We start from the raw sequence: 14,523 nt of genomic DNA on the forward strand, positions 1-14,523 counted from the left end.
CTTGTTTTCGCCTGCCCCCCGGAGCGGTCCGTTCCCTACGGAACGACGACGATCTTGCGGCCGACCCCCGCCGCGAACTGCTCCAGCGCCTCCGGGTACCGCTCCAGCGGGATCCGGTCGCTGATGAAGATGTCGGGGTCCAGGACTCCGTTCGCGAACAGCTCGGCCGCCCGCTCGAAGCTGTGCAGCACCGCCATCGAGCCCGTGATGGTGATCTCCTGGTTGTAGATGCGGTACGGGTCGATGGTCACGCGCGTCGCGTAGTCGGCCACGCCGAACTGGAGGAACGTGCCGGCCTTCGCCACCCGGTCCAGGCCGTCCTGGATCGCCGCCGCGTTGCCCGTGGCGTCGACGACCAGGTCCCAGCCCTGCGGGCGGTCCAGTTCGTCCGGGTTGGCCGCCGACGCCGAGACGCCGAGGCGGCGGGCCGTCTCCAGGCGGGCCGGGTTCACGTCGACGACGTCCACGCTCGCCGCACCCGTGCGCTTGGCCAGCTCCAGCATCATCAGGCCCATCGTGCCGGAGCCGTAGATCAGGACGTGCGCGCCGAGCCGGGACCGGAGCACGTCGTAGCCGCGTACCGCGCAGGACAGCGGCTCCACGAGGGCCGCGTCCTGCGTGCGGACGTGCTCGGGCAGCTTCACACAGTTCGCCACCGGGGCGACCGCGTACGTGGCCGCGCCTCCGGCCGTCGTGACGCCGATCGCCGCCCAGCGTTCGCAGAGGTTGTTGTGGCCGGTACGGCAGTAGCGGCACTCGAAGCAGTACAGGGACGGGTCGACCGCGACCCGGTCGCCCACCGACACCTCGGTGACCTGGGTGCCGACCCCGACCACCTCGCCCGCGAACTCGTGCCCGGGCACGATCGGCAGCTTCGGGGCGAACTCGCCCTGGAGGATGTGCAGGTCCGTGCCGCACAGCCCGCAGGCCGCGACCTCGACGACGACCTCGCGCGGCCCTGGCGTCGGGTCCGGGACCTCGGCGACGACGGCCTTGCCCACGGACTCGATGACGGCGGCCTTCATTTGACGGCTCCCAACGACAGGCCCTGGACGAGCTTGTCCTGGGCGGCGAACCCCGCGGCGAGCACCGGCAGGGAGATGACGAGCGACGCGGCGCACACCTTCGCCAGGAACAGGCCCTGGCTGGTGATGAAGCCGGTCAGGAAGACGGGGGCGGTCTCGGCGACCACGCCGGTCAGCACCCGTGCGAAGAGCAGTTCGTTCCAGCTGAAGATGAAGCAGATCAGGGCTGTCGCCGCGATTCCGGGCAGTGAGATCGGGGCCACTACGCGGGCCAGGATCGTCGGCAGCCTCGCCCCGTCGACCCGGGCCGCCTCGATCACCGCGACCGGGATCTCGGCGAGGAACGACTGCATCATCCACACCGCGATCGGCAGGTTCATGGAGGTGTAGAGGATGACCAGCAGCCAGATGTTGTCGAGCATCCCGGCGTTCTTGGCGAAGAGGTAGATCGGGAGCAGGCCCGCGACCGCCGGCAGCATCTTCGTGGAGAGGAAGAAGAACAGGACGTCCGTCCACTTGCGGACGCGGTTGATCGACAGCGCGTACGCCGCCGGGAAGGCCAGCAGCAGGACCAGCAGGGTCGAGGCCACCGACGCGACCGTGGAGTTGATCAGCGCCGGCCAGGGGCTCGCGCCGCCGCCCGCGCCGAAGAACTCGCGGTAGCCGTCCAGGGTCAGGGCCGCGGCGAAGGAGGGCGGGTTGGTCGCCGCGTCCTGCTCGGAGTGGAAGGACGTCAGCGCCATCCACGCGATGGGCAGGAAGAACGCGATGCCGAGCAGCCAGGCCAGCAGGCCCAGGCCCGCACCCTTGCCACGGACACGACGGACACGCAGGGCGTTCGTGCTCATGCGCGGGACACCTCCTCGCGGAACAGGGACGACACCACGCGCAGGGCGAAGGTCGCGATGACGATCGAGCCGATGACCACCAGGACGCCCGCTGCCGAGGCGAGGCCGTTCTCGTGGGCCTGGTAGAAGCTCTGGTAGACGGTGTAGGGGAGGTTGGCGGTGCCCAGGCCGCCGGACGTGATCGTGAAGACCGCGTCGAAGTTCTGGACGATGTAGATCGAGCCCAGCAGGGCGCCCAGTTCGAGGTAGCGGCGCAGGTGCGGGAGCGTCAGATGGACGAAGATCTGCCAGTCGCTCGCGCCGTCGACCCGGGCCGCCTCGATCTGCTCGTGGTCGCGGCTCTGGAGGCCGGCCAGCAGGATGAGCATCATGAACGGCGTCCACTGCCAGACGAGCGACGCCTCGACCGCGAGCAGCGGGGTGTTGGAGATCCAGTCGGGCTGCGGGCCGCCCACATAGTGCAACAACCCGTTGAACAGGCCGTATTCGGGGTTGTAGAGCACGTGCTTCCAGAGCAGGGCCGCCGCGACGGGGACCACCAGGAACGGGGCGATCAGCAGCGTCCGTACGATGCCCCGGCCGCGGAACCTCCGGTCCAGCAGCAGGGCGAGAGCGAGTCCCAGCACCAGGCTGGCCAGGACCACCGCCACCGTGAGCAGGACGGTCGTCCACACCGACTGGCGCAGGTCCGCGTCGGTCAGGACCTCCTGGTAGTTGTCGAGGCCCGTGAAGTGGCGGGCGTCGGGATAGAGGGAGTTCCAGTCGAAGAAGGAGATCACCAGCGTGGCCACGAAGGGCAGCTGGGTGACGACGATCATGAAGATCAGGGCGGGGAGCAGCGGGGCGCGGGTGGCCCAGGCGCGCAGGCGGGCGGAGGGCCGGCGGACCGGGGTGTGCCTCTCGGGAGCGGCCAGGGGGGCCGTTGTCGTGGCGGTCATCGTCCCTCGTACTCCTCTGAGATCTTCTCGGCGAGCTCCTGTGACTTCTTCAGGGCCGACTCGACGGACTGGCGTCCGGCGATGGCCGCGCTGATCTCCTGCGAGACCTTGGTGCCGAGGTCGGTGAACTCGGGGATGCCGACGAACTGGATGCCGGGCGCGGGCCGCGGCTGCACGCCGGGGTCGTTCGGGCGGGCGCCTTCGATGGCCTGCTTGGTCATCTCCTGGAAGGCGGCGGCCTCCTTGCGGTAGTCGGCGTTGGCGTAGGTCGACGCCCGCTTGCCGGCCGGGACGTTGGACCAGCCGATCTGGTCGCCGACCAGCTGTTCGTACTTCTTGCCGGACGCCCAGGAGACGAACTTCCAGGCGTCGTCGGAGTTGCGGGAGGCCTTCTGGATGCCCCAGGCCCAGGTGTAGAGCCAGCCGGAGGACTTCGTCTTCTCGACGGGGGCGGGGGCGTAGCCGACCTTGCCCTTGACCGGGGAGTTCGCCGCCTCCAGGGATCCGGCCGCGGAGGTGGCGTCGTACCACATGGCGACCTTGCCCTGGGTCATGTTGTTCAGGCACTCGGCGAAGCCGGACTGGGCGGCGCCGGACTCGCCGTGTTCGCGGACCAGGCCGACGTAGAACTTCGTCGCCTTCTCGAAGGCGGGGGAGTCGAGCTGTGCCTTCCAGTCCTTGTCGAACCAGGTGCCGCCGAAGGTGTTCACGACGGTGGTCAGGGGGGCCATCACCTCGCCCCAGCCGGGCAGGCCGCGCAGGCAGATGCCCTTCATGCCGGGTTCGGCGCCGTCCGCCTTCGCCGCGAGGTCCGCCACCTGCTGCCAGGTGGGGTGGGCGGGCATCGTCAGGCCCTTCTTCTCGAACACGTCCTTGCGGTACATCAGGAACGACGACTCGCCGTAGAAGGGCTGGCCGTAGAGCTTGCCGTCGTCCCCGGTGAGGGACTGGCGCATCGGCTTCAGGATGTCCTGCTCGTCGTAGGCCGGGTCCTTGGCCACATAGCCGTTCATCTCGTGCAGCCAGCCGTTGCGGGCGTAGATCGGTATCTCGTAGTTGGACAGCGTGGCGACGTCGTACTGGCCGGCCTGGTTGGCGAAGTCCTGGCTGATCTTGTCGCGGACGTCGTTCTCGGGCAGGACGGTGAAGTTGACCTTGATGCCGGTCTCTTTGGTGAAGTGGGCGCGGGTGAGCTTCTGGAGCTCGACCATCTGGGGGTTGTTGACCATCAGGACGTTGATGGCGTCGCCGCCGGATCCGGCCCCGCCCGCGCCGACCCAGCAGCCGGAGAGCAGCGGGGCGAGCAGCGTCCCTGCGGCGGCCGCGGCGAGCGTGGCTCGCGGTGGCCGTCGTCGGCTCTGGGTTCGCATGGATCGCTCCTGGATGTATGGGGAGATAAGGGGCATCGCAGGGCATGGAGGCGCCCTGGGGGGACAAGGGGTGGTGGGTGGTCAGACCCGGATGACCTGCGGTCCGAGCAGTGAGTAGCGGTGGGCCTCGGCGGCGGGCAGGAGCGTGCTCGTCACGATCGTCTCCAGGGAGCCGACCTCGGCGAACCGGCAGAAGCTGACCGCTCCGAACTTGGTGTGCACGCCCGCGAAGACCGTGCGGCGGGCGGCCCGGATCGCCTGGGTCTTGACCTCGCTGACAGCCGGGTCGGGGGTGGTGAGGCCGTGTTCGCGGGAGATGCCGTTGGCGCCGATGTACGCCAGGTCGACGACGAAACCGGCCAGCATCTTCGTCGTCCAGTGGTCGACGGTGGCGAGGGTGCCGGAGCGGACCCGGCCGCCGAGCAGGAGGACGGAGACGGTGTCGGTCCCGGCGAGGGCGCCGGCGACGGGGAGGGACGCGGTGACCACGGTCAGCGGCCGGTCCCGGGGGAGTGCCTCGGCGATGAGCTGCGGGGTGAAGCCCTCGTCGACGAAGACGGTCTCGGCGTCGCCGAGCAGTTCGGCCGCGGCTGCCGCGATGCGGCGCTTCTCGGGGACGTGGCTGGTGGCGCGGAAGGCGAGCGTCGTCTCGAAGCCGGCGCTCTCCACCGGGTAGGCGCCGCCATGGGTGCGGCGGAGCAGGCCGTGGTCCTCCAGGACGCGCAGGTCCCGCCGGACGGTCTCCTTGGCCACGCCCAGTTCGGCAGCGAGGGCGGTGACGTCCACAGAGCCGGCGCGCCGTGCGGCCAGCACGATCTCGCGCTGGCGTTCTTCCGCGGTTCTGGTCATGGCCGTCACCTGCCTTCCTGCCGTGCTGCCCGTTCGGGCCCTCGGTCGGGCCATGGGGGAAGTTCTACAGCGGGTGTTCTGCGGCGACCAGGTCTGTTGCGGAAGTGTTCCTGCCCGGGTGTGCCCGTTCGGTCCCGGACGTGCGCGACGTGCGGCAGGGGGGTCGCGGACGTCTGCGGGTGCGTTGTGGCTGGTCGCGCAGTTCCCCGCGCCCCTGAGGGCGCTGCCCGACCGCATCCGGACCGTGCCCGAATGCCCGGGCGGGCGGGCCCGTTCTCTGCCCGGCCGCCCTCTCGCGACGACTCTTTCCGGTCAGTACGGCCAGATCGGCGGGTCCGTCACGAAGTGGCCGCCCAGGTAGGCGTGCGCCTCGTTCTCCGGGTCCAGCTCGCCCTGCTCGGCGATGAGCTTCTCGGCCCACGGCTCGGAGTCGTCCTGCGGCTCGTAGCCGAGCGCCCGGGCGGTGCCGAGGTCCCACCACAGCCGGGTGTTGGCGGAGGAGCCGTGGACGACGGTGTGGCCGACGTGCTCGGCGGTCAGGGCCGCGTGGAAGAGGCGGGCGCCGTCGGCGGGGCTCATCCACACCGAGAGCATGCGCACGCTGGTCGGCTCGGGGAAGCAGGAGCCGATCCGCACCGAGACCGTCTCCAGGCCGTGCTTGTCCCAGTAGAGCTGCGCCAGGTCCTCGCCGAAGCACTTGGACAGGCCGTAGAAGGTGTCCGGGCGGCGGGGGGTGTCGACCGGGATCAGGGGGTCGTCGCCCTGGGGGCGCGGGGTGTAGCCGACGGCGTGGTTGGAGGAGGCGAAGACGATCCGGCCGACGCCCTCCTCGCGGGCGGCCTCGTACAGGTGGTAGGTGCCCTCGATGTTCGCCTTGAGGATCTTCTCGAACGGGGCTTCCAGGGAGATGCCCGCGAGGTGGATGATCGCGTCGACGCCGCGGACGGCCTCGCGTACGGCGTCCCGGTCGGCGAGGTCGGCGGTGATCGCGTCCGGCGCGCCCTCGATGGGCCGCATGTCGAGCAGCCGCAGCTCGTAGCCGTAGTCCGGGAGCAGCTCCCGCATCAGGGTGCCGAGGCCACCGGCGGCGCCGGTGAGCAGGACGGTGCGGGGAGCGGGCATCCTCGGTCTCCTTGAATCTCCCATGCCGTGCACATGAGTGCACGGCATTCATATTCGTGGACACGCTAAGGATCTGGGGCGGAGCCCGTCAAGTATGCCGCGGAAGGAGTGAATCCGCTGGTGCGTCGCGGGTTCGCGCGCTTGACCGGCGCCGAGGCGGCACCTTAGCGTGGAGACGTTCAGAAATATAGACGGCAAACATGAATATGGAACCGGGAGAGCTCGTGACGTCAGCCCCTCTCGCCGCCCGCCTCAACCTCCCCAGCGGACCGCTGTTCTTCCCGGTCACCCCCTACGGCCCCGACGGCTCCGTGGACCTCGACACCTACCGCACGCACGTGCGCCGCGGGGTCGAGGCCGGAGCCGCCGCCGTGTTCGCCTGCTGCGGCACCGGCGAGTTCCACGCGCTCACGCCCGAGGAGTTCGAGGCGTGCGTACGGGTCGCCGTCGAGGCGGCCGAGGGGCGCGTGCCGGTCGTCGCGGGCGCCGGGTACGGCACCGCGCTCGCCGTGCGCTGGGCCCGGCTCGCCGAGGCGGCCGGGGCGGACGGGCTGCTCGCCATGCCGCCGTACCTCGTCGTCGCCGGGCAGGAAGGCCTGCTGCGGCACTACCGGGAGGTCGCCGCCGCGACCGCCCTGCCCGTCATCGTCTACCAGCGCGACAACGCCGTCTTCACCCCGGAGACCGTCGTCGAATTCGCCCGTACCGACGGGATCATCGGCCTCAAGGACGGGCTCGGCGACCTCGACCTCATGCAGCGCGTCATCAGCGCCGTCCGCTCCGAGGTCCCCGGCGACTTCCTCTACTTCAACGGCCTGCCGACCGCCGAACAGACCCAGCTCGCCTACCGCGCCCTCGGCGTCACGCTCTACTCGTCGGCCGTGTTCTGCTTCGCGCCCGAGATCGCCCTCGCCTTCCACCAGGCGCTCCGCGGCGGCGACGACAGCACCGTGGAGAAGCTGCTGGACGGCTTCTACCGCCCCTTCGTCGAACTGCGCGCCCGGGGCCGGGGCTACGCCGTCGCCCTCGTCAAGGCCGGCGTCCGGCTGCGCGGACTGGACGTGGGGGAGGTGCGGCCCCCGCTGCACGAGCCGACCGAGGATCATGTCAAGCAGCTCGCCGAAGTGATCGAGCGTGGCTACGCGCTGCTTGAGGAGGCCAAGTGAAGGCGTCGGCATTCGTCTACCCCTGGGACGTCAACGGGGACCCGGAGGCGCCCGCGCGGATCGCGGCGCTCGGCGTGGAGCAGGTGACGCTCGCCGCCGCCTACCACTCCACGCGCGCGCTCACCCCCCGCCACCCGCGCCACCGCATCGTCACCGCCGAGCACGCCGCCGTGCTGTACCCGGCGGACGACCGCTGGGACGGGCGGGAACTGCGCCCCTACCAGGCCGGTGACTGGGCCCCCGGGGACGCCTTCGGCACAGCGGCCGACGCGCTCACGGGCGCCGGCCTGGAGGTGCACACCTGGGTCGTCCTCGCGCACAACTCCCGCCTGGGGGCCGAGCACCCCGACACCTCGGTCGTCAACGCCTACGGCGACCGCTACCCCTGGGCACCCTGCATCGCGCAGCCCGCCACGCGCGCGTACCTGACCGACCTTGCGGCGGAGGCGGCCGTTCGGCCCGGGGCGCGCGGCACCGAGCTGGAGTCGCTCGGCTGGTACGGCCTGCAACATCTGCACGCCCACGACAAGACCGGCGGCGTCGGCCTCGGCGACGCCGGGCAGTACCTGATGGCGCTGTGCTTCTGCCCGTCCTGCCGGGAGGGCTACGGCAGGCACGGCCTGGACGCCGACGAGCTGGCCGCCGCCGTACGGACCGCGCTGGAGCCGGTGTGGCAGGGGGTGACGCCGTCCGACGGAGGCTGGACGGGCGTCGAGAAGCTCCTCGGCGAGACGCTCGCCGGCACCACGCGCGCGTACCGGGACGAAACCGCCCGCACGCTCCAGGAGGATGCCGTGACGGCGGTCCGGGCGGTCGCGCCCGAGGGCTTCCAGGTGCTGCTGCACGCGGACCCGGTGTCGTACCACGTCGGTGCCAACCCGGGGGTCGACCCGGCGCACATCCTGTCCGTCGCGGACGGTGTGGTCGTGCCCTGCGCGGGCGGCACCGGCACCCTGACGCCGTTCGCCCGGCAGGTCAAGGAGGGTGCGGTCATCGCGGCCAACTTCACCGTCGTCTCCGGCATGGGCGGCAGCCCCGGCACCCTCGCCGCCGACGCGGTCGAGGCGCGGCGGCTCGGTGCCACAGAACTGCGGCTGTATCACGCCGGGTTGGCGTCCGACGGCGACCTGGAGACCGTCCGTTCCGCTCTCGCCCGGCTCTGAAACAGCGGGGCCGCCGTCACCAGCAGGGCCACGCCCAGGGCCACCAGCACCAGCCGGTGGCTCACCAGCTCGACCAGGGCCGCCCCGGCGGCCAGTCCGACCACGTTCGGCGTGTACACGAGCGTGTTGGCGGTGGCGGTGACCCGGCCCAGCAGCGGGCCCGGCGTCTCGCGCTGCACCGACGTCAGCGCGGCGATCAGCACCGCGGGCAGCCCCGCACCGACCGCCGCGCTGCACGCCAGCGCCAGTGGGTCGGAGGGCACCGCACGCAGGGCCACCGCGACAGCCAGCAGGGCGATGCCGTACGCCGCGAAGCGCCGCTCGCCCAGGCGGCGCAGAGCGGTGCCGGAGAGCAGGCCGACCGCGACCGACCCGGCGCCCTGCACGGCGTACAGCACACCGGCGTAGGCGGGCAAGTGCCCGAGGTCGTCGACGACGGCGTAGACCACCGCCCCGTTCACGCCGGCGAACAGCATCGTGGCGCCGCCCGCCAGCACCAAGGGGCGCAGCACGGGGTGCGCCCACAGGTGGCGGGCGCCCTCGGCGGTCCGCTCCCGGCGGCTGCCGGTGGGCGGCGCGGGTTTGTCCTCCCGCACCCGCAGCAGCGCGTACAGGCCCGCGGCCAGGACGAACGTCGCCGCGTCCAGGAGGGCGACGCTCGCACCGCCGTACGCCGCGTACAGGCCCGCGCCGGCGAGCGGCGCCAGGAGCTTCATGCCCTCGGTGGCCGTCAGGCGCAGGCCGTTGAAGTCGCCGAGCAGGGACGCGTCGACGGCGGTCGCCACGAGCGCCGACTCGGCCGCGTCATGGACGACACCCGCGGCGCCGTACACGAACAGCACCGCGTACAGCAGCCACAGGTCGCCCGGGTCGTCGACGCCCACGAGGGTGAGCAGGAGGGCGCCCAGGAGCAGGTTCAGGCCGATCAGCAGCGGTTTGCGGCGGCCCCGGTCGGCGAGCGTGCCCAGCAGCGGTCCGGCCAGGGTCGGCAGCCACATGGCGAGCACGCACAGCGCGGCCAGGCCGTCCGAGCCGGTGAGGTCCTTGACCCACACGCCGGAGGCCAGCCACAACGCGGAGGTGCCGAAGCCGGAGATCACCACTCCGGAGAGGTAGAGCCCGGAGTCGCGGTCGCGCAGGACACGCACGAGGGGCCGGGTCGTTTCATGCGTCATGCCTGGCCACTGTGGGCCTAAGGACCGTGCCGGCGGATCGGGAGGGTGCCTTAGTTCCGCTCGGAACGGGTGGCCGCCTCACCGGTCGTCGTCACACGGGCGCGTCGTCATCCCGGGTTCGCCCGCATGCCGGGGAACACCGGTCCGGCGTGGGGGACGGTGATCAATCCCATTGCGACGCGAGCATTTCCCCGAGCTTGCCGAGACCCTGGACCCAGCCTTCCTCGTGGAGGGCCAGCCGCCGCTCAGTGGCGAAGGGGCCCTGTCGAGGGTGAGTTCGGACCGTCTGATGTCGGTGTCGTGCAGTGACAGCGTCACCACCGTCTCCCGGTCGTCAGGGTCGGGCTCCTCCCAGCGGAAGGTGTACGACAGGCCCACCGGGGGATCGACGTCGATGTATTCGCCCACCAGGTAGAACAGCTCGCCTTCCGGGGGCTGCATCGCTATCCGGTAGGCACCACCCGGGCGGAGGTCGATCTCCACGCTCGGGGTGCTGAACCCGTCCGGGCCCCACCAGCGGGCCACTTCCCGGGGGTCGGTCAGCTTTCGGAACACGACCGGGCACAGATCGTCCAGCTCGCACTGCAGATGGAGTCTCAGCTCGCCGTCCCGTGTCATACGCACCACCTGTCACCGAAGGTGCCTGGAACAACCCCTATGTGCATTTTAGGTTGGCCGGCCACAGGTCACGATTCCTGAGGGCGGACGGCGTCCCGGCGATGAGTTCCGCGTGCACCGTCGGTCTACTTCGCAGGAGACCGAACCAGGAGGAACCACGGATGACCGACACCACCCCGACCCTCGACCTCGGGCCGCAGACGACGGTCCTGGCGCGCCTTGCCGAGGGCGTCACCGACGCGCGACTGGCGGACCCGACGCCCTGCCCGGAGTACGCGGTGCGCCACCTGCTGGGCCACCTGGTCGGGCTGACCGTCGCCTTCCGTGACGCCGGCCGCAAGGACCTGGGCGTCACGACCGACACCAGCCCGGGCTCCACCCGCCCGGACATCGGGCCCGGCTGGCGCGAGGAGCTGCCCAAGGTCCTCGCCGAACTGGCCGAGGCCTGGCGCGACCCGGCCGCCTGGACCGGCATGACCCGGGCCGGAGGCGTGGACCTGCCCGGCGAGGTCGCCGGGCTCGTCGCCACCGACGAGCTGGTGATCCACGGCTGGGACCTGGCCCGCGCGACCGGCCAGGCGTACACCCCCGACCCGGCCGCGCTCCAGGTCTGCCACGACTTCCTCGAAGCGGCGGTCGACGACCCCGGCCGGGGCGACATCTTCGGCCCCGTCGTCCCCGTCGAGCCCGACGCGCCGCTGCTGGACCGGGCGGTGGGTCTGAGCGGCCGGGATCCGGGGTGGACGTCCAGGTCGTAGAAAGCGATTGCTACTTCCTTCGTCGAAAGCATTGACGAAACAAACGCGCCCTCCTACCGTCATCGCGTCGTACTTCGTACGTCATATATGAGACGCGATACGCGAGATCCGATACGTGATCCCCCAGGGGACGCGAGATCCGAGAGGCGCGCATGACCTCTGTGCCCACGCCGATCCCCTCCCGCACGCAGTACGTGCTGGAGGGGATCAAACACCGCATCCTCACCGGGCAGTTGACGCCGGGCCAGGCGCTGGTCGAGACCGAGCTCGCCGCGCAGTTCGGGGTGTCGAAGACCCCGGTGCGCGAGGCGCTCAAGACCCTCGCCGGGACCGGGCTGGTCGTGATGAGCCAGTACAAGGGCGTCACGGTGCGCATGGTGGACGCGGACATGGCGCGCGAGGTCTACGACGTCCGGCTGCTGCTGGAGCCCGAGGCGCTGAAGCGGGCCGTGCAGCGCGGCGCTTCCCTGGACGCCGCCCGGTCCGCGCTGACCAGGGCCGACGCCGCCACCGACACCGCCGAACGCTCCCTCGCCAACCGGGAGTTCCACCGCGCCCTGTACCTGCCGTGCGGCAATCCGCTGCTCGGCCGGATGCTCGACGAGGTCCGTGACCAGGCCGCCCTCGTCTCCGCCGTCGCGTGGGCCGCCTCGCCCTCCTGGGAGCGGGAGGCCGGCGAGCACCGCGAGATCCTCCGGCTCGCCCTCGACGGCGACGCCGACGCCGCGGCCCGCGCCCTGCACTCCCACATCGCGTCCTTCGTGCAGCGTGCTTTCCCCCAGGCAGGACTGGAACAGGAAGGTCAGGAATGAGCAGCGTGGCGTTCGAGACCCAGCGGGCGGCCCTGGCCGACGTGGTGGCCATCCCGGTGACGCCGTTCGCCGAGGACGGCTCCGTCGAGCAGGACACCTACCGGGCCCTGCTGCGCCGTCTGCTCGACGGCGGCATCACCACCCTCACCCCGAACGGCAACACCGGCGAGTTCTACGCCCTGACGCCCGAGGAGCGCCGGCTCGTCACGGAGTTGACGATCGACGAGGCCGGGGAGCGGGCCGTCATCCTGGTCGGCGTCGGGCACGACATCCCGACCGCCGTCGCCTCCGCCCGGCACGCCCGTGACCTCGGCGCCCAGATGGTGATGGTCCACCAGCCCGTCCACCCGTACGTCTCCCAGGCCGGCTGGGTCGACTACCACCGGGCCGTCGCGCAGGCCGTGCCGGAGCTGGGCGTCGTCCCCTACATCCGCAACGCGCAGCTCACGGGTGCCCGGCTCGCCGAACTCGCCGACGCCTGCCCGAACGTCATCGGCGTGAAGTACGCCGTCCCGGACGCCGCCAAGTTCGCGGCCTTCGCCCGGGACGCCGGGCTGGAACGTTTCGTGTGGGTGGCAGGACTCGCCGAGCCCTACGCGCCCTCCTACTTCTCCGCGGGCGCCACCGGCTTCACCTCCGGGCTGGTGAACGTCGCCCCGGCCGTCTCCCTGAACATGATCGAGGCGCTGCGCTCCGGCGACTACCCGGCCGCCATGAAGGTCTGGGAGCAGATCCGCCGCTTCGAGGAACTGCGCGCCGACAGCGGCTCCGCCAACAACGTCACCGTCGTCAAGGAGGCCCTCGCCTCCCTCGGGCTGTGCCGCCGGGACGTCCGCCCGCCGAGCAGGCAACTGCCCGAGAGCGAGCGGGCCGAGGTCGCCGCGATCGCCGCGGGGTGGTCGATATGACCGGCAGGCTGCGTCCCGAGGACCTCAGGAGCCACCAGTGGTACGGGGCCGAGGGCCAGCTGCGCACCTGGTCGCACAACGCCCGGATGCGCCAGCTCGGTTACGAGGCGGAGGAGTACCAGGGCCGCCCGGTGATCGCCGTACTGAACACCTGGTCCGACATCAACCCCTGCCATGTCCACCTGCGCGAGCGCGCCGAGGCGGTCAAGCGCGGGGTGTGGCAGGCCGGCGGCTTCCCGCTGGAGTTCCCGGTCGCCACGCTCTCCGAGACGTACCAGAAGCCGACCCCGATGCTCTACCGCAACCTGCTCGCGATGGAGGCCGAGGAACTGCTGCGGTCGTACCCGATCGACGCGGCGGTGCTGCTCGGCGGCTGCGACAAGTCGACGCCCGCGCTGCTCATGGGCGCGGCCTCGGCCGACGTGCCGGCGCTCTTCGTGCCCGCCGGGCCGATGCTGCCGGGCCACTGGCGCGGTGAGACCCTCGGGTCCGGCACCGACATGTGGAAGTACTGGGACGAGCACCGCGCGGGCAACCTGACCGACTGCGAACTGCGGGAACTGCAGGGCGGGTTGGCGCGTTCACCCGGTCACTGCATGACCATGGGGACCGCGTCGACGATGACCGCGGCGGCGGAAGCCCTCGGCATGACACTGCCGGGCGCCTCCTCGATCCCGGCCGTCGACTCCGGGCACGAGCGGATGGCCGCCGCCTCCGGGCGCCGTGCCGTGGAACTCGCCTGGACCGCGCTCAAGCCGTCCCGGATCCTCACCCGCGAGGCCTTCGAGGACGCCGTCACCACGGTGCTCGGCCTCGGCGGCTCCACCAACGCCGTCATCCACCTGATCGCGATGGCCGGACGCTGCCGGGTCGAGCTCACCCTCGACGACTTCGACCGCATCGCCCGCACCGTGCCGGTGCTCGCCAACGTCCGGCCCGGCGGACAGACGTACCTCATGGAGGACTTCCACTTCGCCGGTGGCCTGCCCGCCTTCCTGTCGCGGATCACCGACCTGCTGCACCTGGACCGGCCCACCGTCAACGGCACCCTGGGAGAGCAGCTCGAGGGCGCCGTGGTCCACAACGACGACGTCATCCGCACCCGCGAGAACCCGGTCGCCGCCGAGGGCGGGGTCGCCGTGCTGCGCGGCAACCTCTGCCCGGACGGCGCCGTCATCAAGCACATCTCCGCCGAGCCGCACCTGCTCAAGCACACCGGTCCCGCCGTCGTCTTCGACGACTACAAGACCATGCAGCGCACCATCAACGACCCGGCGCTCGGCATCACCCCCGATCACGTCCTCGTGCTGCGGGGCGCCGGCCCCAAGGGCGGCCCGGGCATGCCCGAGTACGGGATGCTGCCGCTGCCCGACTACCTGCTCAAGCAGGGTGTCCGGGACATGGTCCGCATCTCCGACGCCCGGATGAGCGGCACGAGTTACGGCGCGTGCGTACTGCACGTCGCCCCCGAGTCGTACGTGGGCGGGCCGCTCGCCCTCGTCCGCACCGGCGACTCCATCACCCTCGACGTCGAGGCGCGCACCCTCCACCTCCACGTGGACGACGAGGAGCTGGCGCGGCGCCGGGCGGACTGGACGCCGCCGCCCACCCGGTACGAGCGCGGCTACGGCGCGCTCTACAACGAGCAGATCACGCAGGCCGACACCGGCTGCGACTTCGAGTTCCTGGCACGCTCGGGCACGGTGCAGGACCCGTACGCGGGCTGAACCACCGCACCACCCCAGTACCTCAGCACGACCCGGCACGACCC

Annotated in this window: 14 protein-coding genes; 6 read left to right on the forward strand and 8 right to left on the reverse strand. The window is 71.4% G+C overall.

Annotated features, from left to right (window positions below; all coding sequences use genetic code 11):
- Nucleotides 1–35: 35 nt before the first annotated feature.
- The 6 genes from SCNRRL3882_RS31270 to SCNRRL3882_RS31295 form a co-directional block, all read right to left on the reverse strand.
- Nucleotides 36–1,025, reverse strand: coding sequence for a zinc-dependent alcohol dehydrogenase family protein (locus SCNRRL3882_RS31270; protein ID WP_010037927.1), 990 nt, complete (start codon nucleotides 1,023–1,025; stop codon nucleotides 36–38).
- Nucleotides 1,022–1,873 (reverse strand): carbohydrate ABC transporter permease, encoded by an 852-nt coding sequence (locus SCNRRL3882_RS31275; RefSeq protein WP_010037925.1) that lies wholly within the window; start codon nucleotides 1,871–1,873, stop codon nucleotides 1,022–1,024. The genes SCNRRL3882_RS31270 and SCNRRL3882_RS31275 overlap by 4 nt, the downstream gene beginning before the upstream one ends.
- Nucleotides 1,870–2,811: a carbohydrate ABC transporter permease gene (locus SCNRRL3882_RS31280; protein ID WP_010037923.1), complete on the reverse strand. Its 942-nt coding sequence runs from the start codon at nucleotides 2,809–2,811 to the stop codon at nucleotides 1,870–1,872. The genes SCNRRL3882_RS31275 and SCNRRL3882_RS31280 overlap by 4 nt, the downstream gene beginning before the upstream one ends.
- Nucleotides 2,808–4,181, reverse strand: coding sequence for an ABC transporter substrate-binding protein (locus tag SCNRRL3882_RS31285; protein WP_010037921.1), 1,374 nt, complete (start codon nucleotides 4,179–4,181; stop codon nucleotides 2,808–2,810). Before SCNRRL3882_RS31285 ends, SCNRRL3882_RS31280 begins: the two co-directional genes overlap by 4 nt.
- Before the next feature lie 81 nt (nucleotides 4,182–4,262).
- Nucleotides 4,263–5,030, reverse strand: a complete 768-nt coding sequence (locus tag SCNRRL3882_RS31290; RefSeq protein ID WP_010037919.1) for a DeoR/GlpR family DNA-binding transcription regulator — start codon at nucleotides 5,028–5,030, stop codon at nucleotides 4,263–4,265.
- 312 nt (nucleotides 5,031–5,342) lie between these two features.
- Nucleotides 5,343–6,152, reverse strand: coding sequence for an NAD-dependent epimerase/dehydratase family protein (locus SCNRRL3882_RS31295; RefSeq protein WP_010037916.1), 810 nt, complete (start codon nucleotides 6,150–6,152; stop codon nucleotides 5,343–5,345).
- A 224-nt stretch (nucleotides 6,153–6,376) separates the two neighbouring features.
- Here SCNRRL3882_RS31295 and SCNRRL3882_RS31300 point away from each other — a divergent pair, with 224 nt between their 5' ends.
- Nucleotides 6,377–7,318, forward strand: a complete 942-nt coding sequence (locus SCNRRL3882_RS31300; protein ID WP_029181038.1) for a 5-dehydro-4-deoxyglucarate dehydratase — start codon at nucleotides 6,377–6,379, stop codon at nucleotides 7,316–7,318.
- Entirely contained in the window at nucleotides 7,315–8,481 is a 1,167-nt protein-coding gene (locus SCNRRL3882_RS31305) for a hypothetical protein (RefSeq protein WP_029181037.1), read from the forward strand. Before SCNRRL3882_RS31300 ends, SCNRRL3882_RS31305 begins: the two co-directional genes overlap by 4 nt.
- Here SCNRRL3882_RS31305 and SCNRRL3882_RS31310 read toward each other — a convergent pair.
- On the reverse strand, nucleotides 8,418–9,656 hold the full coding sequence (locus SCNRRL3882_RS31310; protein ID WP_029181036.1) for an MFS transporter: 1,239 nt from the start codon (nucleotides 9,654–9,656) through the stop codon (nucleotides 8,418–8,420). The two genes, SCNRRL3882_RS31305 and SCNRRL3882_RS31310, sit on opposite strands and share 64 nt — an antisense overlap.
- Before the next feature lie 78 nt (nucleotides 9,657–9,734).
- Nucleotides 9,735–10,274, reverse strand: coding sequence for an SRPBCC family protein (locus SCNRRL3882_RS31315; RefSeq protein ID WP_010037908.1), 540 nt, complete (start codon nucleotides 10,272–10,274; stop codon nucleotides 9,735–9,737).
- Between the two features lie 161 nt (nucleotides 10,275–10,435).
- On the opposite strand from SCNRRL3882_RS31315, the gene SCNRRL3882_RS31320 reads away from it, so the two are divergent.
- The 4 genes from SCNRRL3882_RS31320 (at nucleotide 10,436) to araD (ending at nucleotide 14,479) form a co-directional block, all read left to right on the forward strand.
- Entirely contained in the window at nucleotides 10,436–11,032 is a 597-nt protein-coding gene (locus SCNRRL3882_RS31320; protein WP_010037906.1) for a TIGR03086 family metal-binding protein, read from the forward strand.
- A 152-nt stretch (nucleotides 11,033–11,184) separates the two neighbouring features.
- Nucleotides 11,185–11,844, forward strand: a complete 660-nt coding sequence (locus tag SCNRRL3882_RS31325) for a GntR family transcriptional regulator (RefSeq protein WP_010037903.1) — start codon at nucleotides 11,185–11,187, stop codon at nucleotides 11,842–11,844.
- The gene (locus SCNRRL3882_RS31330) at nucleotides 11,841–12,752 is read left to right on the forward strand and encodes a dihydrodipicolinate synthase family protein (RefSeq protein WP_010037900.1); all 912 of its coding nucleotides are present in this window, start codon (nucleotides 11,841–11,843) and stop codon (nucleotides 12,750–12,752) included. Before SCNRRL3882_RS31325 ends, SCNRRL3882_RS31330 begins: the two co-directional genes overlap by 4 nt.
- On the forward strand, nucleotides 12,749–14,479 hold the full coding sequence (gene araD / locus SCNRRL3882_RS31335) for an L-arabinonate dehydratase (RefSeq protein ID WP_010037897.1): 1,731 nt from the start codon (nucleotides 12,749–12,751) through the stop codon (nucleotides 14,477–14,479). The genes SCNRRL3882_RS31330 and araD overlap by 4 nt, the downstream gene beginning before the upstream one ends.
- The last annotated feature ends 44 nt before the right edge of the window (nucleotides 14,480–14,523 follow it).

Source organism: Streptomyces chartreusis NRRL 3882 (assembly GCF_900236475.1).
Lineage (GTDB): Bacteria > Actinomycetota > Actinomycetes > Streptomycetales > Streptomycetaceae > Streptomyces > Streptomyces chartreusis_D.

Coding starts and splice junctions, on each gene's coding strand:
- SCNRRL3882_RS31280 (WP_010037923.1), bottom strand. CDS start 2,811: ATGACCGCCACGACAACGGCCCCCCTGGCCGCTCCCGAGAGGCACACC.
- SCNRRL3882_RS31310 (WP_029181036.1), bottom strand. CDS start 9,656: ATGACGCATGAAACGACCCGGCCCCTCGTGCGTGTCCTGCGCGACCGC.
- SCNRRL3882_RS31295 (WP_010037916.1), bottom strand. CDS start 6,152: ATGCCCGCTCCCCGCACCGTCCTGCTCACCGGCGCCGCCGGTGGCCTC.
- araD (WP_010037897.1), top strand. CDS start 12,749: ATGACCGGCAGGCTGCGTCCCGAGGACCTCAGGAGCCACCAGTGGTAC.
- SCNRRL3882_RS31285 (WP_010037921.1), bottom strand. CDS start 4,181: ATGCGAACCCAGAGCCGACGACGGCCACCGCGAGCCACGCTCGCCGCG.
- SCNRRL3882_RS31320 (WP_010037906.1), top strand. CDS start 10,436: ATGACCGACACCACCCCGACCCTCGACCTCGGGCCGCAGACGACGGTC.
- SCNRRL3882_RS31330 (WP_010037900.1), top strand. CDS start 11,841: ATGAGCAGCGTGGCGTTCGAGACCCAGCGGGCGGCCCTGGCCGACGTG.
- SCNRRL3882_RS31290 (WP_010037919.1), bottom strand. CDS start 5,030: ATGACCAGAACCGCGGAAGAACGCCAGCGCGAGATCGTGCTGGCCGCA.
- SCNRRL3882_RS31275 (WP_010037925.1), bottom strand. CDS start 1,873: ATGAGCACGAACGCCCTGCGTGTCCGTCGTGTCCGTGGCAAGGGTGCG.
- SCNRRL3882_RS31325 (WP_010037903.1), top strand. CDS start 11,185: ATGACCTCTGTGCCCACGCCGATCCCCTCCCGCACGCAGTACGTGCTG.
- SCNRRL3882_RS31315 (WP_010037908.1), bottom strand. CDS start 10,274: ATGACACGGGACGGCGAGCTGAGACTCCATCTGCAGTGCGAGCTGGAC.
- SCNRRL3882_RS31270 (WP_010037927.1), bottom strand. CDS start 1,025: ATGAAGGCCGCCGTCATCGAGTCCGTGGGCAAGGCCGTCGTCGCCGAG.